At 34.3% G+C, this 26,079-nt stretch carries 30 protein-coding genes; 14 read left to right on the top strand and 16 right to left on the bottom strand.

Annotated elements, in window-relative coordinates; genetic code table 11:
* Positions 1-3: 3 nt before the first annotated feature.
* The 4 genes from ACZ1AQ_RS05900 to ACZ1AQ_RS05885 all read right to left on the bottom strand — a co-directional run bounded on the left by ACZ1AQ_RS05900 (position 4) and on the right by ACZ1AQ_RS05885 (position 2,684).
* Entirely contained in the window at positions 4-321 is a 318-nt protein-coding gene (locus ACZ1AQ_RS05900) for a DNA-directed RNA polymerase subunit omega (protein WP_026709525.1), read from the bottom strand.
* A gap of 8 nt (positions 322-329) precedes the next feature.
* Entirely contained in the window at positions 330-1,124 is a 795-nt protein-coding gene (locus ACZ1AQ_RS05895; protein WP_489632013.1) for an outer membrane protein assembly factor BamD, read from the bottom strand.
* A 137-nt stretch (positions 1,125-1,261) separates the two neighbouring features.
* Positions 1,262-2,137, bottom strand: coding sequence for a 4-hydroxy-tetrahydrodipicolinate synthase (gene dapA, locus ACZ1AQ_RS05890; RefSeq protein ID WP_489632012.1), 876 nt, complete (start codon positions 2,135-2,137; stop codon positions 1,262-1,264).
* A 7-nt stretch (positions 2,138-2,144) separates the two neighbouring features.
* Positions 2,145-2,684 carry a DUF6913 domain-containing protein gene (locus ACZ1AQ_RS05885; RefSeq protein WP_489632011.1) on the bottom strand — a complete coding sequence of 180 codons (540 nt, stop codon included), beginning with the start codon at positions 2,682-2,684 and terminating at the stop codon, positions 2,145-2,147.
* Positions 2,685-2,710: 26 nt separating this feature from the next.
* Between ACZ1AQ_RS05885 and ACZ1AQ_RS05880 the strand changes: the two genes are divergently transcribed.
* Positions 2,711-3,490 (top strand): 5'-nucleotidase C-terminal domain-containing protein, encoded by a 780-nt coding sequence (locus ACZ1AQ_RS05880; protein WP_489632010.1) that lies wholly within the window; start codon positions 2,711-2,713, stop codon positions 3,488-3,490.
* Positions 3,491-3,543: 53 nt separating this feature from the next.
* On the top strand, positions 3,544-4,461 hold the full coding sequence (locus tag ACZ1AQ_RS05875) for a bifunctional metallophosphatase/5'-nucleotidase (RefSeq protein WP_489632009.1): 918 nt from the start codon (positions 3,544-3,546) through the stop codon (positions 4,459-4,461).
* Between the two features lie 213 nt (positions 4,462-4,674).
* Here the strand turns inward: ACZ1AQ_RS05875 and ligA are convergent, their stop codons facing one another.
* The 5 genes from ligA to rpsF form a co-directional block, all read right to left on the bottom strand.
* Positions 4,675-6,675, bottom strand: a complete 2,001-nt coding sequence (gene ligA / locus ACZ1AQ_RS05870) for an NAD-dependent DNA ligase LigA (protein WP_489632008.1) — start codon at positions 6,673-6,675, stop codon at positions 4,675-4,677.
* Positions 6,676-6,745: 70 nt separating this feature from the next.
* Positions 6,746-7,219, bottom strand: coding sequence for a DUF6495 family protein (locus ACZ1AQ_RS05865; RefSeq protein ID WP_489632007.1), 474 nt, complete (start codon positions 7,217-7,219; stop codon positions 6,746-6,748).
* Positions 7,220-7,329: 110 nt separating this feature from the next.
* Complete coding sequence (gene rplI / locus ACZ1AQ_RS05860; protein WP_489632006.1) at positions 7,330-7,773, bottom strand: 50S ribosomal protein L9; 444 nt, start codon at positions 7,771-7,773, stop codon at positions 7,330-7,332.
* Positions 7,774-7,844: 71 nt separating this feature from the next.
* A complete protein-coding gene (rpsR, locus tag ACZ1AQ_RS05855) occupies positions 7,845-8,141 on the bottom strand; it encodes a 30S ribosomal protein S18 (RefSeq protein WP_159684738.1) in 297 nt (98 codons plus the stop codon).
* 5 nt (positions 8,142-8,146) lie between these two features.
* The gene (gene rpsF, locus ACZ1AQ_RS05850) at positions 8,147-8,488 is read right to left on the bottom strand and encodes a 30S ribosomal protein S6 (RefSeq protein WP_159684735.1); all 342 of its coding nucleotides are present in this window, start codon (positions 8,486-8,488) and stop codon (positions 8,147-8,149) included.
* A gap of 167 nt (positions 8,489-8,655) precedes the next feature.
* Between rpsF and ACZ1AQ_RS05845 the strand changes: the two genes are divergently transcribed.
* Positions 8,656-9,351, top strand: coding sequence for a LytR/AlgR family response regulator transcription factor (locus ACZ1AQ_RS05845; RefSeq protein ID WP_489632005.1), 696 nt, complete (start codon positions 8,656-8,658; stop codon positions 9,349-9,351).
* 12 nt (positions 9,352-9,363) lie between these two features.
* Here the strand turns inward: ACZ1AQ_RS05845 and priA are convergent, their stop codons facing one another.
* From priA to nadC, 4 genes are all read right to left on the bottom strand, one after another.
* Entirely contained in the window at positions 9,364-11,814 is a 2,451-nt protein-coding gene (gene priA, locus ACZ1AQ_RS05840; protein ID WP_489632004.1) for a replication restart helicase PriA, read from the bottom strand.
* Positions 11,815-11,961: 147 nt separating this feature from the next.
* On the bottom strand, positions 11,962-12,393 hold the full coding sequence (locus tag ACZ1AQ_RS05835) for a DUF2147 domain-containing protein (RefSeq protein WP_489632003.1): 432 nt from the start codon (positions 12,391-12,393) through the stop codon (positions 11,962-11,964).
* A gap of 230 nt (positions 12,394-12,623) precedes the next feature.
* Entirely contained in the window at positions 12,624-13,583 is a 960-nt protein-coding gene (locus ACZ1AQ_RS05830; protein WP_489632002.1) for a YihY/virulence factor BrkB family protein, read from the bottom strand.
* Between the two features lie 22 nt (positions 13,584-13,605).
* Positions 13,606-14,463: a carboxylating nicotinate-nucleotide diphosphorylase gene (gene nadC, locus ACZ1AQ_RS05825; protein ID WP_489632001.1), complete on the bottom strand. Its 858-nt coding sequence runs from the start codon at positions 14,461-14,463 to the stop codon at positions 13,606-13,608.
* Positions 14,464-14,727: 264 nt separating this feature from the next.
* Here nadC and ACZ1AQ_RS05820 point away from each other — a divergent pair, with 264 nt between their 5' ends.
* The 6 genes from ACZ1AQ_RS05820 (at position 14,728) to ACZ1AQ_RS05795 (ending at position 19,239) form a co-directional block, all read left to right on the top strand.
* Positions 14,728-15,270: a DUF2975 domain-containing protein gene (locus tag ACZ1AQ_RS05820; RefSeq protein ID WP_078212792.1), complete on the top strand. Its 543-nt coding sequence runs from the start codon at positions 14,728-14,730 to the stop codon at positions 15,268-15,270.
* 2 nt (positions 15,271-15,272) lie between these two features.
* Positions 15,273-15,476 (top strand): helix-turn-helix domain-containing protein, encoded by a 204-nt coding sequence (locus tag ACZ1AQ_RS05815; RefSeq protein ID WP_300979225.1) that lies wholly within the window; start codon positions 15,273-15,275, stop codon positions 15,474-15,476.
* A 282-nt stretch (positions 15,477-15,758) separates the two neighbouring features.
* A complete protein-coding gene (gene prmA, locus ACZ1AQ_RS05810; protein WP_489632000.1) occupies positions 15,759-16,592 on the top strand; it encodes a 50S ribosomal protein L11 methyltransferase in 834 nt (277 codons plus the stop codon).
* A gap of 37 nt (positions 16,593-16,629) precedes the next feature.
* Positions 16,630-16,905 carry an ATP-dependent Clp protease adaptor ClpS gene (locus tag ACZ1AQ_RS05805; protein ID WP_024982108.1) on the top strand — a complete coding sequence of 92 codons (276 nt, stop codon included), beginning with the start codon at positions 16,630-16,632 and terminating at the stop codon, positions 16,903-16,905.
* A 91-nt stretch (positions 16,906-16,996) separates the two neighbouring features.
* Positions 16,997-18,262 carry a sterol desaturase family protein gene (locus ACZ1AQ_RS05800; protein ID WP_489631999.1) on the top strand — a complete coding sequence of 422 codons (1,266 nt, stop codon included), beginning with the start codon at positions 16,997-16,999 and terminating at the stop codon, positions 18,260-18,262.
* A 305-nt stretch (positions 18,263-18,567) separates the two neighbouring features.
* The gene (locus ACZ1AQ_RS05795; protein WP_489631998.1) at positions 18,568-19,239 is read left to right on the top strand and encodes a lysoplasmalogenase; all 672 of its coding nucleotides are present in this window, start codon (positions 18,568-18,570) and stop codon (positions 19,237-19,239) included.
* Between the two features lie 64 nt (positions 19,240-19,303).
* On the opposite strand, the gene ACZ1AQ_RS05790 is transcribed toward ACZ1AQ_RS05795, so the two are convergent.
* Complete coding sequence (locus ACZ1AQ_RS05790; RefSeq protein WP_489631997.1) at positions 19,304-19,720, bottom strand: DUF6691 family protein; 417 nt, start codon at positions 19,718-19,720, stop codon at positions 19,304-19,306.
* Positions 19,721-19,727: 7 nt separating this feature from the next.
* Entirely contained in the window at positions 19,728-20,288 is a 561-nt protein-coding gene (locus tag ACZ1AQ_RS05785; protein ID WP_489631996.1) for a YeeE/YedE family protein, read from the bottom strand.
* A gap of 184 nt (positions 20,289-20,472) precedes the next feature.
* Between ACZ1AQ_RS05785 and ACZ1AQ_RS05780 the strand changes: the two genes are divergently transcribed.
* From ACZ1AQ_RS05780 to ACZ1AQ_RS05770, 3 genes are all read left to right on the top strand, one after another.
* Positions 20,473-20,925 (top strand): 2-dehydro-3-deoxyphosphooctonate aldolase, encoded by a 453-nt coding sequence (locus tag ACZ1AQ_RS05780; RefSeq protein WP_489631995.1) that lies wholly within the window; start codon positions 20,473-20,475, stop codon positions 20,923-20,925.
* A 118-nt stretch (positions 20,926-21,043) separates the two neighbouring features.
* Positions 21,044-21,862, top strand: a complete 819-nt coding sequence (gene kdsA, locus ACZ1AQ_RS05775; RefSeq protein WP_489631994.1) for a 3-deoxy-8-phosphooctulonate synthase — start codon at positions 21,044-21,046, stop codon at positions 21,860-21,862.
* Positions 21,863-21,886: 24 nt separating this feature from the next.
* Positions 21,887-22,738, top strand: coding sequence for a hypothetical protein (locus tag ACZ1AQ_RS05770; protein ID WP_489631993.1), 852 nt, complete (start codon positions 21,887-21,889; stop codon positions 22,736-22,738).
* Positions 22,739-22,859: 121 nt separating this feature from the next.
* Here the strand turns inward: ACZ1AQ_RS05770 and rho are convergent, their stop codons facing one another.
* Positions 22,860-24,689, bottom strand: a complete 1,830-nt coding sequence (gene rho / locus ACZ1AQ_RS05765) for a transcription termination factor Rho (RefSeq protein WP_489631992.1) — start codon at positions 24,687-24,689, stop codon at positions 22,860-22,862.
* Between the two features lie 184 nt (positions 24,690-24,873).
* On the opposite strand from rho, the gene ACZ1AQ_RS05760 reads away from it, so the two are divergent.
* Both ACZ1AQ_RS05760 and ACZ1AQ_RS05755 read left to right on the top strand, forming a co-directional pair.
* Entirely contained in the window at positions 24,874-25,287 is a 414-nt protein-coding gene (locus ACZ1AQ_RS05760) for a DUF4293 domain-containing protein (protein ID WP_489631991.1), read from the top strand.
* A 121-nt stretch (positions 25,288-25,408) separates the two neighbouring features.
* Positions 25,409-26,068: a response regulator gene (locus tag ACZ1AQ_RS05755; protein ID WP_489631990.1), complete on the top strand. Its 660-nt coding sequence runs from the start codon at positions 25,409-25,411 to the stop codon at positions 26,066-26,068.
* Positions 26,069-26,079 lie beyond the last annotated feature (11 nt).

The following is a 26,079-nucleotide window of genomic DNA, read 5'->3' as shown; positions in this document are numbered from 1 at the left end:
CTATTATTTGTTTGAATCTCTATGGTAGATTTTTCCATCCAACCACTCTTGTACCGCTAATGCGTGTGGTTTTGGTAATTTTTCATAAAATTTAGAAACTTCAATTTGTTCCTTATTTTCAAAAACTTCTTCAAGACTGTCATTATAAGTAGCAAACTCTTCTAGCTTCTCGGTCAATTCTTTTTTAATTTCAGAATTGATTTGATTTGCTCTTTTAGCCATAATGGTTATTGCTTCATATACATTACCAGTTGGTTCTTCAATTACAGTTTTGTTGTAGGTAATTGTATTTACTGGAGCATTCGTCTTCTTTAAATCCATGACTTTTTTTATTTAGTAAATTTTTGTAAATCGTTTTCAATTCTAGCCAACATTTCATCAGCTTTTTCTTTGTATTCAGTATCTGCTTTGTAACGCATTAAAGTTGCATGAGCCAATTTCGCTACTTGTAGTCTTTCTTCCATCTTCTCAGGAACACTGTTAATAGCTAGGTGATAGGCAGAATCTAACTTGTAGTACAACGCCTTTTCTTTTAATGGAGTTCCTGGGTAATCTGCAATAAAATTATCTAAAGCAACTAAAGCTGACTTATAATCCATAATGGTATTGTAACCAATAGCATTCTCGTAGACTTTCTTTTCAATTTTTTCATTCAAAGTACGCATCGTTTTATTCGCTTCTGCTAAATAATCTGAGTTGGGATAATTATCAATAAAAGCTTGTAATTTCTCAATTGCTTTGAATGTATCTACTTGATCTAAGCTATATACTGGAGAAAGCATAGAATAACATTTAGCTCCCAAATAAGAAGCTTCTTGCACTTTTTCACTTCTAGGATAATTAGAAGCAAAACTTTCAAACTGATAACCAGCCAAATAATATTGTTTGGTTTTATAATAAGCTTGAGAGTACATGTAAAACATTTTCTCTGCTTGAGGTTTCCCTCTGTAAGCTGGAGCTATTTGTTCAAAAAGTCTAATAGCCTTGGAATATTTCCCTGCATCGTATAGCTTTTCTGCTAATTCATACTTAACCCCAATATCTTCAGATTTTAATGCCTTTTGATATTCTCCGCAAGAACCTAAAGCAAGGGCAAGAATTAATAATGCAACTATTTTCTTCATTTATTTTACTTTTATTACAATTTAGCACCAAATAGTTATAAATCAAACTCAACTTTGGGTGGCAAATTTAGTTATTAATTTAGCGACTACAAAATATATTTTTATTTAAAAAAAAGCCTACTTTTTTGTGTTTAAATTTAGAACTTTTTTACAAAATCATAAATTCTTTTCGAAAGCGAATCATCGACAGAAACTAGTGGCAAACGCACTACATTTTCAGCAATTCCAAGAGCCTTAAAGATTTCTTTTATCCCCGCTGGATTTCCTTGCTCAAAAATCATATCAATACTATCCGCAATTTTGTATTGGATTTCGAAAGCCGCATCAACTTTTTTATTCAGCCCAAGACGAATCATTTCTGAAAATTCTTTAGGAAAACCTTGTCCAATTACTGAAATCACGCCAGCTCCACCAGCCAAAACCATAGGTAAAGCAATCATATCATCGCCAGAAATTACCAAAAAATCTTCAGGTTTGTGCTGAATAATCTTCATCGCTTGAACCAAATCACCCGCTGCTTCTTTTATTCCAACAATATTAGTAAAATCTTTGGCTAAACGGAGAACCGTTGAAGGCAACATATTACTTGATGTTCTCCCAGGTACATTATATAAAACTACTGGAATTGGAGAGGCCTCAGCTATCGCTTTAAAATGTTGATAAATTCCTTCTTGTGTAGGTTTGTTATAATATGGAGAAACGGATAAGATAGCAGTAAAAGCCGATAAATCTCTTGTTTGTAACTCAGCGACAACCTGTGTTGTATTATTACCTCCAACACCCAAAACTAGTGGTAATCTTCCATTGTTCGTCTCAACTACAGTGGTTATTACTAACTCTTTTTCTTCTGCACTTAGGGTAGCATTCTCAGCTGTTGTCCCCATTACAACCAGATATTCTATCCCATTCTCTATTGAAAAGTTTACTATACTTTTTAACGCCTCTACATCTACTGAAAAATCTGTTTTGAATGGCGTAACTAATGCTACACCTGTGCCTATTAATGCTTGCATAATGGTATTAAATTTTATTAAATAATTGTAAAACTCGCACAAATTCTTGAACGAATTCTTTGTAATTCATGATTTGAGTATTGATCAATATATGATTTAAACGCTTATCTACTGAAAAAAAACCAACTTTGAGTGAGGCTTTAGACTGAGAAGTAATCCATTGTAAGAATCCGTTATTGGTATCGTAATAACTCAACAATACATCAAAAGGATGCTTCACAAAATCTAACAATAAGGCTTCTTGAATTTGAAAACTCCAATTAATATGTTCCCAACCAAAAACGGGGTATTCATTGACTTCTTTTACTTTAAAAGGATCTCTAAAAGCAACAATTGAAATGTTTTTTTCCAAAAAATTATAATCAATTAGTGCTTCTTTTAATGCTAATGTTTGAAAAAAAGAACGCTCATCTACAAGAATTCCAATAGTTTGAACTTTATTATTCGATGGAATCACTTCAGCATTTGACAAGCTGTTTTTTAATTTCTTTTTTAAGAAATAATCTTTAAAATAATTGAAAAACATACTACTTTTACTGAGGTTCAAAATTAATTAATAAAGTCGCATTACAAATGGTAAATTTAAAAAAGTATAATGGTGTTTTAAAACTTTTTGTTATATTCTTAACATTTTTTTCAATTCTTTCCTGCGCTACCTCTCCATACAGTTTGACAAAAATAGAAGGAAAGCGTGTTCCTGTAACAAATAATTACGCTTCAAATCCTGAAATAGATAAATACACTGCGCCTTATAGAGATCATATCGACAAAGACTTAAATACTGTTTTAGCATACAGCCCCGAAACATTAGACAAAAGCACCGGAAAATGGCAATCTACCTTGGGCAACTTAATGGCAGACGCTTGTGTAGCTCGAGGCAATACCATTTTGTATGCTCGTGAAAAAAAGAAAATTGATATTTGCATACTGAATCACGGTGGTATTCGTGCCGCTTTACCAAAAGGTGATGTAACACCTCGGACAGCTTTTCAGATCATGCCATTCGAAAACAGCTTAGTAGTGATTGCTATGAACGGCGAAGTTGTTATGGATATGATTCGTTATTTTATCAAAACTCAAAAGGCACAACCGTTATCAGGTTTAACTTTTACTATCGATAAAAATAATCAAGCTAAAGATATCAAAATCCAAGGAAACCCAATCGATACCACAAAAATTTATTATGTAGCCACAAATGATTACTTAGCAAACGGAGGAGACGACATGAATTTTTTTCAAAAGGGAATCCAAACATATGACCTAAACTATAAATTACGAAATGTATTGATTGATTATTTCAAAGAAATCAAAACCATTCCCGTTTTAAAAGAAACACGAATTACTGTAGAATAAATTCAAAAAGTAAATAAAAAACAAAACTTTACAACAGTCGTAAAAAATACAAAATGAAAAGAAGAGATTTTATTCAAAAAACTGCTGCTAGTTCTGCCTTATTAGCGTTACCAAGTTTACCACTAATGAGTTTTGCAAAGCCTGAAATAAAAAAAATAACTATCCTACATACCAACGATGTTCACAGTCATATCGATCCCTTTCCTGCTGATGATCCTCGCAATGCCAACATGGGTGGCGTTTCCAGAAGAGCTGCTTTAATTGAATCAATACGAAAAGAAAATCCAAACGTTTTATTATTAGATGCTGGAGACGTGTTCCAAGGAACACCTTATTTCAACTACTATGGAGGAGAATTGGAGCTGAAATTAATGAGTATGATGAAGTATGATCTTGCCACTTTGGGCAATCACGATTTTGACAATGGTATTGAAGGTTTTTATTCTCAATTGCCTCATGCAAATTTTGATTTTGTTTCAGCCAATTACGATTTCAAAAACACCGCCTTAGACACTCACATCAAACCCTACAAAATCTTTCACAAGGACGGAATCAAAATTGGCGTTTTCGGATTAGGTATTGAACTGCAAGGTTTGGTAGATAAAAAGAACTACAAAGAAACGGTTTACCACGATCCAATAGAAATTGCACAAGACATGACTCGCATTTTAAAAAAAGAAGAAAAATGCGACTTAGTAATTTGCCTATCTCACCTTGGCTATGATTATAAAAAAAGTGACGAAAACAAAATCTCGGATTTGAAATTGGCTCAAAAAACACAAGACATTGATTTGATTATTGGTGGCCATACCCACACTTTTCTGGACAAACCAACTGTTGTGAAAAATGCTGCAGGTCAAGAAGTTTTAGTTAATCAAGTGGGCTGCTACGGTATTCATCTTGGAAGAATCGATTTCTATTTTGACAATAATAAACAAAACATCGCCAAAGGAAAAGCGATAGTAGTCTAAACAAATTTCTATCAAAACACAAAACACCTTTTACATCAATAAAAGGTGTTTTTTTTTAGGATTAAACGAAATCTGCATTTCAACAACAGTTATCCCAAACTTGGTTGCCACTAATTGCTAGCGAATTGACGAAGTAATTTTTGGTGGCGAGCCCCAGCAACAAATAATTTCCGCTACAACATGAACAAGAGGCTTTCTTCAGAACTTATCCAACTATGCTTCAAGCATTTTGACAAAATCTTGTTCTGACACAATAGCAATTCCTAATTTGGTAGCTTTTTCTAATTTAGAAGGTCCCATGTTATCTCCCGCTACCACATAGTCAGTTTTCGATGAGATAGAACTTCCTACTTTCCCACCATTATCTTCAATTGCTTTCTTTAAGTCATCTCTAGAAAATTGCTCAAAAACACCAGAAACCACAAAGGTTTTTCCTAAAAACTTAGTTGTAGCATTAGGATTTACTTTTTCAACAATTTCCATTTGAACACCCTGCAATCTCAATCTTTCAATAATTACTCTATTTTCTTCATTTGCAAAAAATTCGATTACGCTTTTGGCAATTCGTTCTCCAATCTCATCCACCAAAATCAAATCCTCAAGAGTAGCTTGCTCTAAAGCCGTAATCGTTTTGTAGTGCTTGGCCAATTTTTTTGCAACCGTTTCCCCCACAAAACGAATTCCCAAAGCAAACAAAACACTTTCAAAAGGAATTTCCTTTGATTTAGCTACACCATTAACTAAATTCTCTGCAGATTTCTGAGCCATTCTTTCCAGCGGCAACACTTGATCCACTGTCAAATCATATAAATCGGCATAGTTATGAACCAAACCATTATTGTATAATAAAGCCACTGTTTCACCACCCAAACCTTCAATATCCATTGCCTTACGGGAAATAAAATGTTGAATTCTACCAATGATTTGAGGAGGACAACCATAAAAATTAGGGCAATAATGATTGGCTTCGCCTTCAGTACGAACCAAAGCAGTTTGGCATTCTGGGCAATTTGTAATATAATGCGTTATTTCCGAATGTTCAGGACGCTTATCCAAATCAACAGCAATGATTTTTGGGATTATCTCCCCTCCTTTTTCTACAAAAACTGTGTCTCCAATTCGTATATCCAATTTTTCTATTTGGTCGGCGTTGTGCAAGGAAGCGCGTTTCACAACAGTTCCTGCCAATTGTACTGGTTCTAAATTAGCAACTGGCGTAATAGCACCTGTACGTCCCACCTGATACGAAATTGAATTCAATTTGGTACTAACCTGTTCAGATTTGAATTTATAAGCTATCGCCCAACGAGGAGATTTTGCAGTATAGCCTAGCTCGTCCTGATATGACAAAGCATTTACTTTGATCACTACTCCATCAGTTTCATAAGGGAGTTGATGACGATGCACATCCCAATAGTCAATGAATTCAAAAACTTCGTTTATATTTTTGGCTAGTTTAGCTTCCTTTGGCGCCTTGAACCCCCAATCTCTAGCTGCCTGTAAGCCCTCAAACTGAGATTGAAAAGGTAAATTATTTCCAACTAATGAATACAACAAACAATCCAATGGTCGTTTAGCCACTTCTGAGCTGTCTTGCAATTTCAAACTTCCTGAAGCTGTATTTCTGGGGTTGGAATATGGAGTTTCACCAATTTCTATCAACTCTTGGTTCATTTTTTCAAAACCAGCAAAAGGCAAGATAATTTCCCCACGAATAGCAAAATGAACTGGATAATTTCCTTTCAATTGTAAAGGAATTGATTTGATCGTTTTGATATTATTTGTTACATCATCCCCTTGAAAACCATCACCTCGCGTAACTGCTCGGGTTAACTGTCCATTTTCATAAGTAATACTAATTGAAGCTCCATCATATTTTAATTCACAAGTATATTCAATTGGAACGTTTCCTAAAAATTTCTGAATACGCGCTTCCCAATCCGCTACATCTTCTTTAGAATACGAATTATCCAAGGAATACATGCGGTAATCGTGAACAACTGTTTGAAAGTTTTTAGTGATTGTGCCACCTACTCTTTGAGTCGGAGAATTAGCGTCGAAAAACTCTGGATGCGAAGCTTCTAACGTTTGTAGTTCTTTCAATTTTTGGTCAAATTCGAAGTCCGAAATTTGAGGTTGATCCAATACATAATAATTGTAATTATGCTGGTTTAATTCGGAACGCAATTGCTGAATCGTATCTTGAATATTCATGAAATAAAAAGGCTATTTTAGTATTGAAACAAGGTACTAAAATAGCCTTTTTATCGATTACACGCTAGCTTTAGGACTCAATAATTGAATTTATTTGATTGAACAATTGTCCATCGCTTAGGAAAGCGCCTTGTTGAATTAATTGAAACAGAGAATAATTTCGTTCTTCGGTAAATACTTTTTTACCCACTTTCATTTCAATGGTATCCGTAAACATATTATCAGAAAGCCATTGTAATCCTTCTTTGGTCAAAAAATCGACTTCCGGAACCAACGATTTCAGAACAATTGATTTTACTTCCGTATCAAAACATTGAAATAGAAAAATATGATTTTTAGAAAAATGTTCTAAAAACTGTGCCTTAGTTAACACACCCTCCCAAATTAAATCTGAAAAAACGTCCAATTCTTGTTCGGCTACCTCTGGTTTATCTCTTTTGATGGTATCCCATTCTGCTTTATCAATAGACTGAGTTGCTAAAAAAGTCGTAAATTCTTGGTGTAACTCTTCGAACTGTTCTTTTGTAAGTCTTGTATATTTCATATCATTATGATTTAGCCTAAAACACTTATACTATATATCATCTTTAAAATAAAAAAATCCCGATTCCGTTAGTAAAAACGTATCGGGATTTTAAAATTTTAAATCTGAAATTATGCTTTCTCAGCAACGATTTCGTAAGGAATTTCAACAATTACATCTCTGTGTAAACGGATAGATGCAGTATATTTCCCGATACGTTTTACGATACCACTAGTGATAAATTTACGATCAATTTCTTGACCTGCATTTGCTAAAGCAGCAGCAATGTCAATGTTTGTGATAGAACCGAATAATTTTTCACCACCAGCTTTTGCAGCTATTTTAATTTCTAATGCTTTTAATGCTTCAGCAGTAGCTTTAGCATCAGCAACGATTTTAGCTTCTTTGTGAGCTCTTTGCTTTAAATTCTCAGCTAATACTTTTTTTGCAGAAGCAGTAGCCAAGTGAGCAAATCCTTGAGGAATTAAATAGTTACGACCATAACCATTTTTTACAGTTACGATATCATCTTTAAAACCTAAGTTTTGCACATCTTTTCTTAAAATAAGTTCCATGTTGTTGTCCTTATATTGCAGAAGTTAGGTTTCATTTTACCGAAAACCAACAACTATTAATTAATTAATTATTATTTTAATAAATCAGCCACATATGGCATTAAAGCTAAGTGACGTGCTCTTTTTACAGCTACAGACACTTTTCTTTGGTATTTCAATGAAGTACCTGTTAAACGACGAGGTAAGATTTTACCTTGTTCATTCACAAATTTCAATAAGAAATCAGCATCTTTGTAGTCTACATATTTGATACCTGATTTTTTGAAACGACAATACTTTTTAGTTTTATTGATTTCTATGTTCAAAGGCGTTAGATATCTGATATCTCCGTCTTTTTTTCCTGAAGCAGATTGTTGTAATGTTGCCATGATAATTAAGCTTTAGTAGATTTAAGTTTTGCTCTTCTTCTTTCAGCCCAAGAAATAGCATGTTTGTCTAGAGCAACAGTTAAGAAACGCATTACACGCTCGTCACGTCTAAATTCAGTTTCGAATGGAAGTAAAACCTCACCAGCTACTTTGTATTCAAATAAATGGTAAAAACCACTTTTTTTGTTTTGAATTTCGTAAGCCATTTTTTTAAGACCCCAGTCTTCTTTCGATACCATTTCAGCTCCTCTACTAGTAAGAAATTCTTCAAATTTGCTTACTGTTTCCTTTACCTGAACCTCAGATAAAACGGGATTTAAAATGAAAACAGTTTCATAATGATTCATAAATAAATTATTTATTTGTTAATTTGGGTGCAAAAGTAGTGTTTTTATTTTATTACACAAATGTATTTTTGAAATAATCGACAAAGTGCAAAATTTATGTTTGTAAATTTGTTTTACATAATAAAAAAAAATATATTTACCTAACCAAATTTTTAAAGAGCCTAATTATGAAACTAAACTGTGTTGTTGTTGATGATAGTTCCATCCAACGAATGATCATAGCTAAATTAGTTAATAATCATCAACATTTACACTTGATAGGCGATTTTTCAAATGCAATAGAGGCAAAAAACTGTATGTCAATCCATACAGTGGATTTGATTTTTCTTGACATTGAAATGCCTGTTATAAGTGGATTTGACTTTTTGGATGGGTTAAAAACAAAACCCCAAATCATTTTCATCACCTCAAAAGCAGAATATGCTATGAAGGCTTTTGATTATGACGCAACAGATTACTTACAAAAACCCATAGCTCTAGAACGGTTTAATGCTTCTGTAAAAAGAGCTATCGACTTACACTTATTAAGAACCGAAAACAAAGAAGAAGAAGGAGAACACATCTTCATCAAAAGTAATCTGAAGAAACTAAAAGTTTTTACTTCAAAAATCAAATGGATTGAAGCATACGGTGATTACGTAAGAGTAGTCACTGAAGAAGATAGCAATTTAGTTCTCTCTACCATGAAATCCTTCGAGAACGATTTGAGTAAAGATAAATTTATTCGTGTTCACAAATCCTATATTGTCAACATTGACAAGATAGATCGTTTCAATAGCAAATTTGCTGAAATTGGAGTAACCAAAATTCCATTAAGTCGGAATAAAAAAGAAGATTTAGTAAGAGCTTTATCTATGTCCTAAAACTTACCTGAATTAATAAAAATCTACATTTGTACTCACTTTAATTGCTCTGTATTGAGCCACAGCTTCAAAACTATTTAGCACTTTTTGAAGCATTTTTTTTGTCCCACCGATAGGTTTATCTTGAGGGATTTTAATCATTATAGTTCTAATATACTCATTTCTAATTCTATTGACAGCAGGTTCCTCTGGACCTAAAACAGGCATAGCTAAAGACTGACTCATCACTTGATATAACCACATCGAACCTTCTTTTAGTTTGTCAAAATCTCGATGCTTCAATGTTATTTTAATCAATCTATAATAAGGCGGATATTTATAGATTTGCCTGTCATATAACTGCTCCTTATACATGCCTTCAAAATCATTTCTAGTGACTTGTTGAATGGTATTATGTAACGGATTATAGGTCTGAATAATAACCTTTCCTTGTTTTTCAGCTCTTCCGGAACGACCAGCCACCTGCGTCATCATTTGAAAACTACGTTCAAAAGCTCTGAAGTCAGGATGATACAACATTGTATCCGCATTCATAATTCCAACTAAACTAACATTATCAAAATCCAAACCTTTGGCTAACATTTGAGTTCCTACCAAAATATCAATTTCTTGATTTTTAAAACTATCTATTATCTTTTCAAAACCGTATTTTCCTCTAGTTGTATCTTGATCCATTCTTCCACATTTAGCATTTGGAAACAATGACAACAATTCGAGTTCTATTTGCTCAGTACCAAATCCTTTTGTTGTCAAATCGATACTTGAACACGAATGACAATTGGTAGGCTTCCCAATGGCATATCCACAATAATGGCAGCGTAACTGATTTTTAAATTTATGATAGGTCAAACTCACATCACATTGTGGACATTGAGGGATATGACCACAAGTCATACATTCAATCACTGGAGAAAATCCTCTCCGATTTTGAAACAAAATCACTTGCTCTCCCAACGACAATGCAACACCTATTGCTTCAATTAGGGTATCACTAAAATGACCTTTCATTCGCTTACGAAAATACTTATCCTTTAAATCAACCAACTCTATAACTGGCATTTGACTATTACCAAATCGTTCTTTAAGTGTAACCAATCCGTATTTAGCCGTTTGTGTATTATAGTAAGTCTCCAAACTTGGCGTTGCAGACCCTAAAAGCACTTTAGATTTATGAAAATTAGCCAAAACAATAGCTGAGTCACGAGCATGAAATCGTGGCGAAGGATCGGTTTGCTTGAAGGTTTGTTCATGCTCTTCATCAACAATTATACCTCCTAATTGCTGAAAAGGTAGGAATAATGCCGACCGAGCTCCAATTACAATCTGAGCTTTTTCAGAATTATTCAAAACCTGTTGCCAAACTTCAACACGTTCATTGTTGTTGTATTTTGAATGAAAAACAGCTACTTTTTCCCCAAAATACAACCTCAAACGCCCCACTAATTGAGTTGTTAACGCTATTTCTGGCAACAAATACAATACCTGCATTCCTTTAGCCAAAAAAGTTTCAATCCATTTAATATATATTTCTGTTTTCCCACTAGCCGTAACCCCGTGAAGCAAGCAAACCTCTTTTTGAGAAAACTGATTTTGAATAGCATCAAAAGCAGCTTGCTGCGAAACGCTTAACCGCAGTCCTTGTGAAGAAACTTCTCCAGAATAGACAACTCGATCTTGTTGAACATAGTATTCTTCAAACACACCTTTATCTACCAAAGCCTTAATCGTTGTAGAAGCAACTTTTGCAGATTCAACCAATTTTTTGATTGAAATTGGTTTTTTCTCTGAAGCATTCAATTGAAAATACTGTAGAACAATTTCTTTCTGTTTATGAGCATTTTTTAATTGATCTAATAAAGCAGTTAAACCATCTTGTGAATCATATTGAGGATGCAAACGAATATAGCGTACCAACTTAGGTTTGTAACTTTCGGATATTTCTTCTTGTAAAATCAGTATGTTTTTATCAATCATTTTATGAATAATTGGAAAAACATTCTTTTTATTCAATACAGCAATAATATCATCTATTTTTAACGAACTTTGTTGTTGCAATGCTTGATACACCAAAAACTCATCATCTGAAAGCTGCATTTCATCAACAAAAGTTGATAATTGGGCTGTAACCACTGTTTCGCTTTCTAAAAGCAAAGCATTAGGCATTGCATTTTTGTACACATCACCAATACTACACATATAATAGGAAGCAATCCAAAACCAATGTTCAATTTGAATTGGTGTTACAATAGGCTCGTGATCGAGGATTTGATGAATTTCTTTGGCTTGATATAAAGCTGGTTCATTTTGATGTAATTCGACTGCAATTGCGGTGTAAATTTTGCTTTTACCAAAAGGCACCGCCAAACGCATACCCTTTTTTATGAAATGGTATTCGGTTTCCGAGACTTTATAGGTAAAGGTTTTAGCTAAAGCTAATGGCAAAATTACTTCTACGAAGAACATGTGGTTTAGAATTTTGTCAAGCGACAATTTTTGAATGATTACTGTATTGGCTAGGCACCAAAAATAATAAAAAAACACCCTTAGAACTCTATTTCAAATTATAATCTGAACTTTGAGTTACAAGGGTATCTCTTATTGAGCAAAAAACTATTTTACTCTATGCCAGTATTGCGTTCTTCCGATTAAAGAAAAACCTATATAACCTCTTACTTTTAATTTATCTTTACCTTCAAGCGTAATAAAACATTTGTATTTCTTTCCTGTTACCGGGTCTGTAATACTACCTCCGTTGAATTCTTCAGCGTCTTTTTGAAGCCCTTTTACAATAACCATTCCTAAAACAGGTTTATTTTTTTCATCTCCTGTACACTCTGTACATAGTTTGTCTTTTTTTTGGGGATCCAAAATATCCACAATTTTACCATAAATCTTTCCAGATTTTTCATATACTTCTACGATAGATTTTGGTTTTCCTGTTTCGTCATCGATGGTTTTCCATTTACCAATTACAGATTGGCTACGAACGGTTGTTACTACTGCAAAGCACAGAACACTTGCTACTAGAATGATTTTTCTCATTTGTTATTAATTTCTTGGTTTTTTATATTTTTTATAGCCCTGATGGAAGCGGCATCCTTTTTTGGTCTCTTCTTTAGAGAGCAAGCAAGATATAGCGTACAGCAGGACACAAGCATCGCGAACTGGCGAAGCAAATAGCTCCAAAAAGAACATTTTCTTATTTGTAAAAAGGACTTTTGGAGTTCCAAATTTATTCAAAAATAAAACAGTTTGTCGTATTTATAACACAACTATAACGTTTTTTTTGATTTTATTTGGTTGCGATGGGACTGAATAATTGCATTGAGCTCAAAACCAAGCAAGAGCAACATGCAGTTAATCCAGATGTAAAACATAAGAATTAAAAGTGTACCGATAGAGCCGTACAATTCGTTGTATTTGGAAAATTTCACTACCCAAATTCCAAAGCCGTAAGAAGAAATAATGATTAAAATAGTAGTAAAAACAGAACCTACTGAAATGAATTTAGGTTTGTGTCTTTGTTTGATTCCGAATCGCAATAATATAGAAGTAGTAAACAAAATCATCAATGAAAGGAACAAGTAACGTCCGAGTTGAATGAGCGGAATATTGTCACTTAGTACATCTTGTATTTTCGATTTTTGGATGAAAACTTCGAAAACTACGATAATGGCCACTGTAAAAATCAATAAAAAAGACAGGAAAATGGACATTCCAATTGCCACAAGGTACTGGTCAATAAAACCACGCTTCTCTGTTACATGTCTTGATTCTTCAAACCCTCCAAGGATAGCATTTAAACCATTGGCCATTAAAAAAATAGATAAAATAAATCCAGATGACAACAATCCCGAGTGGCTGTTATTCAGAATATCATCAATGATTCCAGCAATTGCATCATAGGTATTGGGTGGTACGCTTTGTTCTACAAATCGCAAAAAATCATTTTGAAAGCCTTGAATTGGAATATAAGGAATTAAGTTTAAAATATAAAGAGCGAAAGGAAATAATGCCATAAAAAAACTAAACGCGATAGCTCCTGCCCTAACGTTTAACTTTCCGTTTAAAACGCCCACTATATAAGAACGCAAGAAGTCATATAGTGAAACCTCTTCTAGCCAAAGGAGTTTTTGGCTTTGCAAGAAATGCATCAATTTACGAACCAAGCCATTCGCTTTGATTTTGTTTTTGACTAAAATTTCAAAAGGAACTTTATTTTTTGGGGTCATTTGAATATCTTTTTTTATGCAATCAAATGGCTTTCAAACTCAAATCCATATTGTACACTGAGTGTGTTAACGCTCCAGAAGATATAAAATCCACACCACAAGCTGCATATTCGCTAATAGTCGTTTCGTTAATATTTCCTGAAGATTCGGACTGGCATTTGCCGTTAATCATAGCCACTGCTTTACGGGTATCCTCGTAATTAAAGTTGTCTATCAAAATTCTGTAAATACCCTCAGACTTTAAAATTTCATCAATTTCAGCTAAATCTCTAGCTTCGACGATGATTTTTAAGTCTAAGTTGTTTTCCTTTAAATAGGCTTTTGTTTTGTCGATAGCTTTTGTGATGCCTCCGGCAAAATCGATATGATTGTCTTTGAGCATAATCATATCATATAAAGCAAATCGATGGTTCACTCCACCCCCAATGGTTACTGCCCATTTTTCGGCAGCACGAAATCCTGGCGTAGTTTTACGAGTATCTAATATTTGAGTTTTCGTACCTGCTAACAAACGAACATAACTGTTGGTTTTCGTCGCAATGGCTGACATTCGTTGCATAGTATTCAACACCAAACGCTCTGATTTTAATATAGATTGCGAACTTCCTGAAACGTGAAAAACCACATCTCCATAACGCACAGGCGTTCCGTCTTGTATAAAAGTTTCTATTTGTAAGGAAGGGTCAACATAATGAAAAATCATTTTGGCCAAGGTAACACCTGCAATTATTCCATCTTCTTTTACTAACAATTTTGCTTTTCCTGTGGCCGATGAAGGAATACAAGCTAAGGAGCTGTAATCCCCTGGACCAACATCTTCACGAATACCATTGGCAATAAACAATTGTAACTCTTGTTGAAACTGTGCTTCTGAAATCATTCTCTTATTATTTTGTGGCGCTAAATTAATCAAAAACGATGGCAAAAGCTAGTCTAAAAACCAAAATAAACTATCAAAATTCCCCGAAAAAAAACCAGCAAAAACAAGGGTTTTCATTAGGATTACAACTTTTTTTAAATCCTTCATTTTCACTATTTTCCGAATTAATATTTTCATTCAAATGAATTAAAATAATAAATTTTTATTGTTTATCAATAAATTTTTATTATTTTTGAATCAACAAACCTAAAAAAACAAACTGTTATGGAAATCAGAATTAGCACCGAACAGCTACTCAAAATTCTATTTTATGTAGCCCTTTTACTTTTTGTTGGCATTTGCATTGAGTCGGGAATGTACATTTTTAATGGCATTTACACCTTCACCATCAATTCGTACAACGCCAATTTTTTGAGTCTAAAAGCACTCTATCAATTTGACCCAGGACATTATGGTGTAGTGATGCTACTGTTAAGTATCGTTACTACCTTAAAAGCCGTACTTTTTTTTGTTATCGTAAAACTATTGCACGATAAAAACCTCAATCTCTACCAGCCCTTCAGCACAAAAATGTATCATTTTCTCTTAACCTTAAGCGGTTTAAGTGTAGTAATCGCCTTTTTCTCCAATTACGGTCTCAACTACTTGAAATGGCTGCAAGAAAAACCCATTAGCCTTCCTGACTTAAGTACATTCGCAGTAGGCGGAGGCGATGTTTGGTTTTTTATGGGCATCATCTTATTTCTGATAGCAAAAATCTTCAAAAGAGGCATCGAAATCCAATCCGATAACGAATTAACCATATAATTATGCCTATAGTAGTCAACCTAGATGTAATGATGGCCAAAAGAAAAATGTCACTCAACGAGCTATCCGAAAAAGTAGATTTAACGCTCTCCAATCTTTCGATTTTAAAAACAGGCAAAGCCAAAGCCATTCGTTTTAGTACCCTCGAGGCCCTCTGCAAAGCCTTAGATTGCGAACCTGGCGATTTACTTGAATATAAAAAATAACCTTTCTCAAACCATCACAAAACCTCGACTTATATATTTAACAAGTCGAGGTTTCTTTTTTTAGGAGCACAAAACAAAAGGCTTATTTGTTAGCAGGATACTTGCTCTCCGCTATATCTTTGTCTTTTTAAAGAAAAAAGACAAAGGATGCCGCTGCGATCAAGGCTAAGGAGCAGCATTGTTGCTTTTTTGGTTTTATTCCTAATAATCAAGATAATAGCTTTTTGATATTTTTAACGTAGCTTCATTACAGAAATAGTACCTTTGCAAAAAAATTGAAAGATGTCAAATAGTTACATAGGATACCATTTTACTATTGAACCCAAAGAATTAGGTTCAGAAATTCTAATTGCCGAATTGGGCGAAAAAGCATTCGAAAGCTTTACTGAAACTGAAACAGGAATTGACGCCTTCGTTCAAAAAGACCTTTGGGACGAAACTATTTTAGAGGATGTTTTTATTCTACAATCCGAAGAATTCAAGATTAGCTATACCTTCGAAGAAATCGAACAAATCAATTGGAACGAAGAATGGGAAAAAAACTTTGACCCAATTGATGTAGACGGAAAATGCCATGTACGAGCTCCTTTTCACCCAAAAACAGATGCCGAATTTGATATTGTCATCGAACCGAAAATGAGTTTTGGTACAGGCCATCACGAAACCACACATATGATGATTCAGCACCTACTCGATATGGATGTTGCCGGTTTAAAAACACTAGATATGGGATGTGGTACTGCTATTTTGGCCATTTTAGCCGAAATGAAAGGAGCTCAACCCATTGATGCTATCGATATCGACAATTGGTGTTATTTAAATTCCATAGAAAACGCACAACGCAATAATTGTGAACACATTAGCGTTTACGAAGGTGATGCTGCTTTACTCGCTGGCAAACAATACGATTTGATAATTGCGAACATCAACAGAAATATTTTATTGAACGATATGCAAAGTTATGTTGATTGTTTGAATCCAAAAGGCACCTTACTATTAAGTGGTTTTTATGAAGAAGACATTCCGTTCTTAGACGCTTCTTGTACAGAAAAAGGACTAACTTTTGTAAAAAAACTACAAAGAAACAATTGGGTTTCGCTTAAATATAATAAATAAATATTTTACACCATTCCTAGTATCAAAACACAGCATTATGAGTACTAAAGAAAAAGTAAGAGAAAAAGTCAATATCAAGGAATTGATGGGACTCAACAATGAAATTATAGTATACAATGACGATGTTAACACTTTTGACCACGTAATTGAGACTTTAATTCGAGTTTGTGATCACACCCCTGAGCAAGCAGAACAATGCTCGTTAATCATTCACTATAACGGAAAATGCACTGTAAAAACAGGACCTTATGACAAATTGAAACCGCAGTGTACGAAACTATTGGCGGCAGGTTTAAACGCTGAAATAGTCTAAGAAAAAAACTTTCATAAAAAAGCAGAATTATCAATAGTATTGGTAGTTCTGCTTTTTCTTTTTTATATATTTGGTAAAAAAAAAGCACTTTATGGAAGAATACGGCAAAATATTGGTATTAGTAATGCCTATATTTTTACTACTCATTGCGATTGAAAAAATCTACGGGCATTTTAAAGGTTATGACACTGCACCTTATATGGATACAGTTTCAAGTGTAAGTTCAGGAATGACCAATTCGGTCAAAGATGTTTTGGGGATTAGTGTTTCCATTCTAACTTATGAATGGCTTGAAGCCCATATTGCCCTATTTCATTTGGAAGCCACTGTTTGGGCGTATATCATTGCCTTTATTTGTATTGATTTTTACGGATATTGGTCGCACCGATGGGCGCATCAAATTAATTTTTTATGGAACAAACACGCTATTCATCACAGTAGTGAGGAATTCAATTTGGCTTGCGCGCTGCGTCAAACTATTTCTAGTTTTGTCAATCTCTTTACGTTTTTGTTGATTCCAGCAGCAGTCTTGGGAGTTCCTTCAGTCGTTATTGCCGTTACCTTACCCATTCACTTGTTCTTGCAGTTTTGGTACCATACCAAACACATCAAAAAAATGGGCTTTTTAGAAAAAATATTAGTAACACCCTCTCATCATAGAGTGCATCACGCCATCAATCCAGAATATATTGATAAGAATCATTCCCAAATCTTCATTTTTTGGGACAAACTCTTTGGCACTTTCCAAGAAGAATTGGATGAAGTCCCTCCTGTTTTTGGAATTACCCGACCTGCACAAACTTGGAATCCTATCCGAATTAATTTTCAGCATTTAGGATTGCTTATTTCGGATGCTTGGCGTGCCGAAAATTGGAAAGACAAACTCACCATTTGGTTCAAACCAACCGGTTGGCGTCCAGAAAATTTTGAAGAAAAATATCCTGTTACTAAAATTAGCGATGTCTATCATTTTGAAAAATATGGGACTCAGCATTCTAAAAAACTGATGTACTGGTCTATTTTTCAAGCCTTGGTTACTTTGCTTTTGATTACCTATATGTATGATTCAATAGGAACGATTGGCTTACCACACGTATTTGTGTATGGCGCCTTTATCTTTGTAACCGTTTACAGTTACACCGAATTGATGGATGCCCGAAAAACAGCTGTATTTTGGGAAGCTTTACGATTCCTTTTTGCTATGGGGCTGCTCTATTTTTATGGTGATTGGTTTGGATTATCTAATTTATTACCTGTGAGTACCTTTATTTTAATTGGGTATTTTTCGATTTCCCTTGCTATGAGTATTTACTTTGTGGCTGTTGATTTTGAAAAAGAAAAAATAGCACTCGCCTAGTTGCTTTAACATATTTTAACCCGTTGGGTGAAATTCTAATTAAACAAAATTTAACCACATAGGAGCAGCATAGATTAAAAGCAAATCAACTAAGAAAAAACAGAAATAGCACTATTTCCCACAATAGATAAGCTATGCAATTAGTAAAACATCTATTTATCTTTCTAAAAACTATAAATTCTATGCTTCTATCTAGAACTGAAGCATAGAAGTGTTAAAAAACAATTTCACCTAATGGTTTTATTCCAAACTAATTTAATTTCCATTCCGTAGTCGCATAGACTGCTTATTACTTCTTGTGTCTTATGAAAACATACAGCATCCTTAACAGCTACCTTATTTTTAGTATACTCTACTTATTATTACCTTTTATTGGACTAGATACTGTTAACTGGTATTTAAAGCCTTTTTTGTTGCCCTTTTTGCTAGGAACTGTTCTCCTTACAGCCGATTTCCAAGGCAAAAAATTATTGCTAAGCGCTTTATTGTTTTCTTGGATAGGAGATATCATTTTGATGTTTGCAGACAAAGCCGAAATTTATTTCATTTTGGGATTGGTTTCCTTTTTACTTTCTCACATCCTTTACATTATCCTTTTTAGCAGACAACCCAAATCAGCACTTAAAGGTACTTCCGTTGTTTTGTATCTAGGAGCTATCCTGATTCTTGGTTACTTCTTTGGTATGGTTGGTCTATTGTTTCCGAAATTAGGCCCTTTGCAAATCCCTGTGATGGTTTATGCTGCTGTTATTACTACAATGCTCTTTGTTGTTTATAAAGGAAGTTTGACTTGGGAAAAACCAGCTGCTTATTTTATCCTAGCAGGCGCTATTTTCTTTGTGCTTTCGGACAGTATTTTGGCTATTAATAAATTCTACCACCCCATAGCTCAATCAGGTTTTTGGATTATGAGCACTTACATCTTGGCACAGTATCTTATAGTTTCGGGCCTACTTCGCCTAAACCAAAAAAAGTAGTCTTTTCAGCACAGAAAAGGCTACTTTTTTTTATCAATTTTTAACTAAAATTCTACTCAGAAGTTTAATGAGGCAGTTTGTCTTTGAATAATCCGTAGACAAAAGTCCCTAAAAGTGCTCCCAATAGTACTAGCACCACTGGGAAAAAGCCAGCGCCTAGTAATATAAAGATAGGTCCAGGGCAACAACCCACAAGCGCCCATCCTAAACCAAAAAGAATGCCTCCAATCCAATAGCGGGCTGACCCTTTTTCTTTGTCTTCAACTTGCATAAGAGTCCCTTTGATATTCTTGATTTGAAACCGTTTCACCAATTGCATTCCGATTAATCCAGTGGCTACGGCAACACCAATTATACCATACATATGAAAGGATTGAAAGTGAAACATCTCGTAAATACGGTACCAAGAAACGGCTTCCGATTTCGTTAAAACAATTCCGAATAGGAATCCAACGAGAAGGTATTTTAAAGCTTTGAACATAACGTAATTATTTTAAAAGTAAAGGCAACAAGAGATGCGCCATAATTAAACCACCAATAAAGAACCCAATTACCGCTTTGAGCGAAGGCAATTGCAAATTACTTAAGCCTGTAATGGCGTGTCCTGAGGTACAGCCACCGGCATAACGAGAGCCAAAACCAATTAAAAACCCACCTAAAAGCAAAAGCGCGATTCCTTTTGGAGATTGAAACACCGAACTGCTAAAAAGCGCATCAGGCACTAATTTCCCATCCGGAGCATCTATTCCTAGCGTTGCCAATTGCTCGACAGTTTGAGGATTGATTGCTACGTTGCTTGGAGCACTCATATAATGTACCGCCACAAATCCACCTAGCATTGCGCCTAGTACCACGACTAAATTCCAGCGGGAGGCTTTCCAATCAAAATCAAAGAAAGGCACTTTTTTGCCAGCACCAGCCAAGGTACATAAAGAACGAAGGTTAGAAGACATACCGAATGTTTTTCCAAAATACACCAAAAGAAGCATGACACATCCGATGATAAAACCAGAAACGTACCAGGCCCAAGTTTGAGAAATAAAATCCATAAATTACTTTTTAATTTTTGCAAAGATAAGACCCTTTTTACTCTTTTTTGTGAGTTATGTCACAAACCGATACAACATAATTGCTACTAGCAGAAATAAACTTCTCAAAAGTTTTATATTTGCTCGAACTACGCATTTAAAGTTGGTATTATTATTGTTTCATCAAAAAATAAATTTGATCCCTATGAAAAAAATCAGTTTACTAGTGTCCTGTATTTTCTTATTCACTTCTTGCATTAGTACCAAATCGACTTTGAAAAATGTGGACAACAATGCGCCAGTTCCGCAACTTACTAAGAACAATACGTTTGTCATTACAGCCTTTAGTAAAGACAAAAAGTATGGTTATGACAAAGATTACCCGATTAATATCTTTTACCGTGGTACCAAGGACGATGTCATCAATCAGCAGCGCTTTTTGAATGCATTGGCTGGGCCAAACGGGGAAGCAATTACTTTTTCGAAACTAGAAAGTTGTTGTCCTTTCCCTTCAAAAAATACGGAAATGGGTGCTGGATTTCTAGATGTCTATGAAATAAAATGGGAAGGACTTAAAAAGCCAATTTTATTGTATTTGAATATCTATGAAAGAGGCCAATTGATGGTTCCTGTTGGTTTTAGCTTGAAGAAAAATTAGTTTGCGTTTGCTGCAATCCTTAAGACTTTCTTAACTACAACTCTAAAAACAATATTTCCCCTTTTTTTTAATCAAAAATCGCAAAAGCTAATTACCTTTGCACACAAAATTTAAAAAAATGAACATACATCATATCCCGCAAATTAAGCATACCGATAGTGGTAATTTCTTTGTTTTAGCAGGTCCTTGCGCCATTGAAGGAGAAGAAATGGCTTTGCGTATAGCAGAGCGTTTGGTTGGCATCACTGACAAATTGCAAATTCCATACGTTTTTAAAGGTTCTTTCAAAAAAGCCAACCGTTCTAGAATTGATAGTTTTTCTGGAATTGGGGACGAAAAAGCTTTGAAAATTCTTCAAAAAGTTTCTGAAACTTTTGGTGTTCCAACCGTTACAGATATTCATACTAATGAGGACGCGGCTATGGCTGCTGCTTATGTAGACGTGTTGCAAATTCCTGCTTTTTTAGTAAGACAAACTGACTTAGTTTTAGCTGCTGCCAAAACTGGAAAAGTAGTCAACTTGAAAAAAGGACAATTCATGAGTCCAGAGAGTATGAAGCACGCTGTTCAAAAAGTATTGGATTGTCAAAACGAAAATGTAATGATTACAGACCGCGGTACTATGTTTGGCTACCAAGATATGATTGTAGATTATAGAGGTATTCCAACGATGCAGCAATATGCTACAACGGTTTTGGATGTTACGCATTCTTTGCAACAACCTAACCAAACCGCTGGTGTAACAGGAGGTCGACCAGACATGATAGAAACTGTAGCCAAAGCTGGAATTGCAGTAGGTGTAGACGGCATCTTTATTGAAACTCATTTTGACCCAGCTAACGCTAAAAGTGATGGCGCGAACATGTTGCATTTGGATTATTTTGAAGCCTTAATGACCAAACTTGTGGCCATCAGACAAACTATCAATCAATTTTAATTTTTTTTATACTTTACAAGCTCCTTGAAAACATCGTATTTTTATTTTGTTCTTTTTTTAACGACAACAATTGCCATTGCACAAGAAAACACTCCTGTAAGATACACTGCTCACAATAAAGGAAAATTCTTTATCTCGTGGGGAGGAAACAGAGAATCCTACAGCAAATCTGACGTTACTTTTACCGGTAAAGATTATCGTTTTACGGTAGCTGATATGCGAGCTCATGACAAGCCCAAAGGTTGGCATGTGGATTACATTAACCCTACCAAAATGACGATTCCACAAACCAATTTGCGTTTGGGGTATTTTTTCTCTGATCATTATAGTGTGGCTATTGGAGTAGACCATATGAAATATGTGATGACTCAAAATCAAACAGCTAATGTAACAGGAACCATTAACTTACCTGCCTCAGATCCAGGATCTGTGTTTAACGGTACTTACAATAACACTCCGGTTAACTTTACTGATGAACAGTTTTTAACTTACGAGCATACTGATGGTTTGAACTATATCAATACCGAAGTTTCTCGTCATGATGATATTTCTAAGTTGTTTAAAATTGGGAATACGGACAAAATTCAGGTTAACTTGACAGAAGGTATTGGTTTTGGGGTATTGTATCCAAAAACAAATACCAAATTACTTGGAAAAGAACGTCATGATGACTTTCACGTATCCGGTTTTGGAACTTCCTTGAAAGCTGGTTTGAATATTACTTTCTTTAAATATTTCTATATCCAAGGAGAATTAAAAGGCGGTTATATCAACATGAATGACATCCGAACTACAATGAGTACTGACGATAAAGCATCACAAGATTTCTTCTTTTTTCAGAGAATCCTTGCTGTAGGGGGAAAATTCAGAATTTAAGCCCCATACGATAAAAAGAAAAAGCGATTTGAACTCCTTCAAATCGCTTTTTTTATCTATGAAATCGTATTAAAACACGAACGTTTGTTTACTAATATTGTTCTTTCAGGACTAAACGAAACTAATCATTCATCGAGATCAGAAATTCTTCGTTATTGCGAGTCTTTTTAAATCGATCATTAATAAAATCCATTGCTTCTATAGGATTCATATCCGAAAGGTATTTTCGCATAATCCACATTCTGTGCAACGTATTTTGATCCAAAAGCAAATCATCACGTCTTGTACTAGAAGAAGTTAAGTCGATAGCTGGAAAGATACGTTTATTTGCGATTTTTCTATCCAATTGCAACTCCATATTACCCGTACCTTTGAATTCTTCAAAAATAACTTCATCCATTTTGGAACCAGTCTCTGTCAATGCCGTGGCAATAATACTTAGAGAGCCCCCGTTTTCAACATTTCTTGCTGCTCCAAAAAAGCGTTTTGGTTTTTGTAATGCATTCGCATCTACACCACCACTTAGTACTTTCCCTGATGCAGGTTGAACCGTATTGTAAGCTCTTGCTAAACGAGTAATTGAATCCAATAAGACCACAACATCATGACCACATTCTACTAATCGCTTGGCTTTTTCAAGAACAATGTTCGCAATCTTTACGTGTTCTTGAGGCTCTCTATCGAAAGTAGATGCAATCACCTCTCCTCTTACACTGCGTTGCATATCGGTAACCTCCTCTGGTCGTTCATCAATCAATAAAACTATTAAGTATACTTCTGGATGATTGGCAGCAATAGCATTTGCTATATCCTTCAACAACATGGTTTTACCAGTTTTAGGTTGTGCAACGATCATTCCACGTTGCCCTTTTCCTATTGGAGAAAATAAATCAATAATTCGTGTTGAAATGGTACTTTGCTTCTCGGCTAACTTAAACTTTTCTGAAGCAAAAACGGGTGTTAAATGTTCAAAAGAAACTCTATCTCGAACTACTTGTGGATCGTGACCATTAATTTTTAAAACTCGAACTAATGGAAAATACTTCTCCCCTTCTTTAGGTGGACGAACCACACCTTTTACAGTATCACCTGTTTTTAATCCGAACAAACGAATTTGAGAAGTTGATAAATAGATATCATCTGGAGATGCTAAATAATTATAATCTGATGAACGAAGAAAACCATAACCGTCAGGCATCATTTCTAATACACCTTCACTTTCAATAATACCATCAAATTCAAAATCGGCATCTTTAAAGTTATTTTTTTTGTTTTTAAAATTAGGGTTCTGGTTGCCATTGCCGTTACCATTATTACCATTCCCATTAGTATTTTGATTGGGGTTTCCGTTTTGCTTTTTATTATGATTCGGATTAATCTTTTTTGCTGGTAAAGGGTTTTCAGCAATTTCAGTTGACTGAATATCAACTATTTCTTCCGAAACCAAAGTAGCAGTTTCATTTGATATTTCGGGCGCTTTTGGTGCATTTTTGGCTTCTTCTTTTTCCCTCTGAAGTGCCACTTTCTTCTCGTATGCAGATTTATTAAACTTTACAGCTTTGTTCGTTTTCCCTTTTGCGGCATCAACTTCTTTGGGCTTTTCTACTTTGCTAAATTCTTTAGTAGGAGATGCTAACGTTTCAGAATTAGACGAAACTTCACTTACTTTCAATGCTTTACCGTCTTCTTCTTGAAAAGAAATACTTAAATTATTATCAGGAATATTTGCTTTTTTTGCGGGTACAATACGAGCTCTTTTAGGCTTTTCTGTATCTACAGCATCTTTAACAGCAACACCTTCATCAACTTTGACAGTTGCAGCTTGATGCTCTAAAATAAGACCAATTAAAGTTTCTTTTTTGACACCATTAAACTTTATTGTTTTTGCTGTTTTAGCAATTTCTTGAAGCTCAGAAAGCTTCAATTCTTTTAATGCAGAAATATCAAACATGAATGTTCTATTAGATTATTTATTTTGGGAAATCGTGTGAAGAATAGAATAGATTTTTTTTCTTGAATCGACCGCAGTATGAAGTGCTTACGGATTTGTAATGCAATAATACGAATAAAATTCAATCATACAATAGTATTTATTAAAAAGAAAAATATATTTTTGCGTTAGAATACTAGTAACAATGATACAGAGAATTCAAACCATCTATTTATTTTTAGCTTTTTTGGTTACTTTGGTTGTACCGTATATTTTTCCTTTATGGACTACAGCTGATGCCAAAGACTTTTATTTTATGCAAAATCCAATTTATGTTGGTTTATTTGGATTAAGTACTACATTATCTTTGGTTAGTATTTTTTCATTTAAAAAGAGACAAAATCAATTTGTAATAGGCAGATTGAATATGATATTAAATTTAATTTTATTAGGATTGTTTGTATATCGTTCGCTAAATTTATCTGGAGAAACCCCTTTGGTTTCAGAGAAAGGTATTGGGATGTTTGTACCTGTCTTGGCTATCGTGTTATTAGTTTTAGCTAATAAAGCCATCAAGAAGGATGAAGATCTTGTAAAATCTGTGGACAGATTGAGATAAACCTATAAACTTAGTTTATTTGTGCGAAGGAAACCCGAATTTATAATTCGGGTTTTTTTATTGAAAAATACTACTAGTTTTAATTAAAAATAATACATTTGAAAAGAACTATACCTACAATATGCAACCGATTAATATTCATTTAGCCGACGACCATCAAATACTTATTGACGGAATTAAAACCCTATTAAATACCATCCCCGGATTTACTATTGTTGGCACTTCTTTAAATGGTACCAATATTTATGAAGAAGTTACCCAAAACAAAGCCGATGTACTAGTTCTTGACATAAGTATGCCAGAAAAAGACGGTATTCAAGTACTTAAAGAATTCTCCAAAAAAGGATTCCCATGCAAGGTAATCATTTTATCGAGTTACGATGATTTAAAAATTGTAAAAGAAGTCATGAAGCTTGGTGCTAATGGCTATTTGACCAAACAATGTGCTAGCGAAAGTATCATTGAGGCTATACAAGTTACAATGATGGGTCAAGAATACTTTTGTAAAACAGTGCAAAATAAAATCTTTAACACTGCTACAAAAGACAATCCAAAGTTGAAATCGGTTCCACAAGTAATACACCCTACACTTACTGAACGCGAAATAGAAATCATTATATTAATATCACTTGAATATAGTGGCAAAGAAATTAGTGAGCAGTTGTTTATCAGTACCAATACCGTAGAGACACACCGAAAAAACATTATGAAAAAAATTAAAGCCAAGAACACCATAAGTATTGTGAAATATGCGTTAAAACACAAATTGATAAAGTCATAATTGGTAAACAT

The sequence above is a fragment of the Flavobacterium sp. UM26 genome (genome assembly GCF_057922445.1).
Note: the sequence above shows the minus strand (reverse complement) of the source record. Positions and strands in the feature narration are given on the sequence as shown.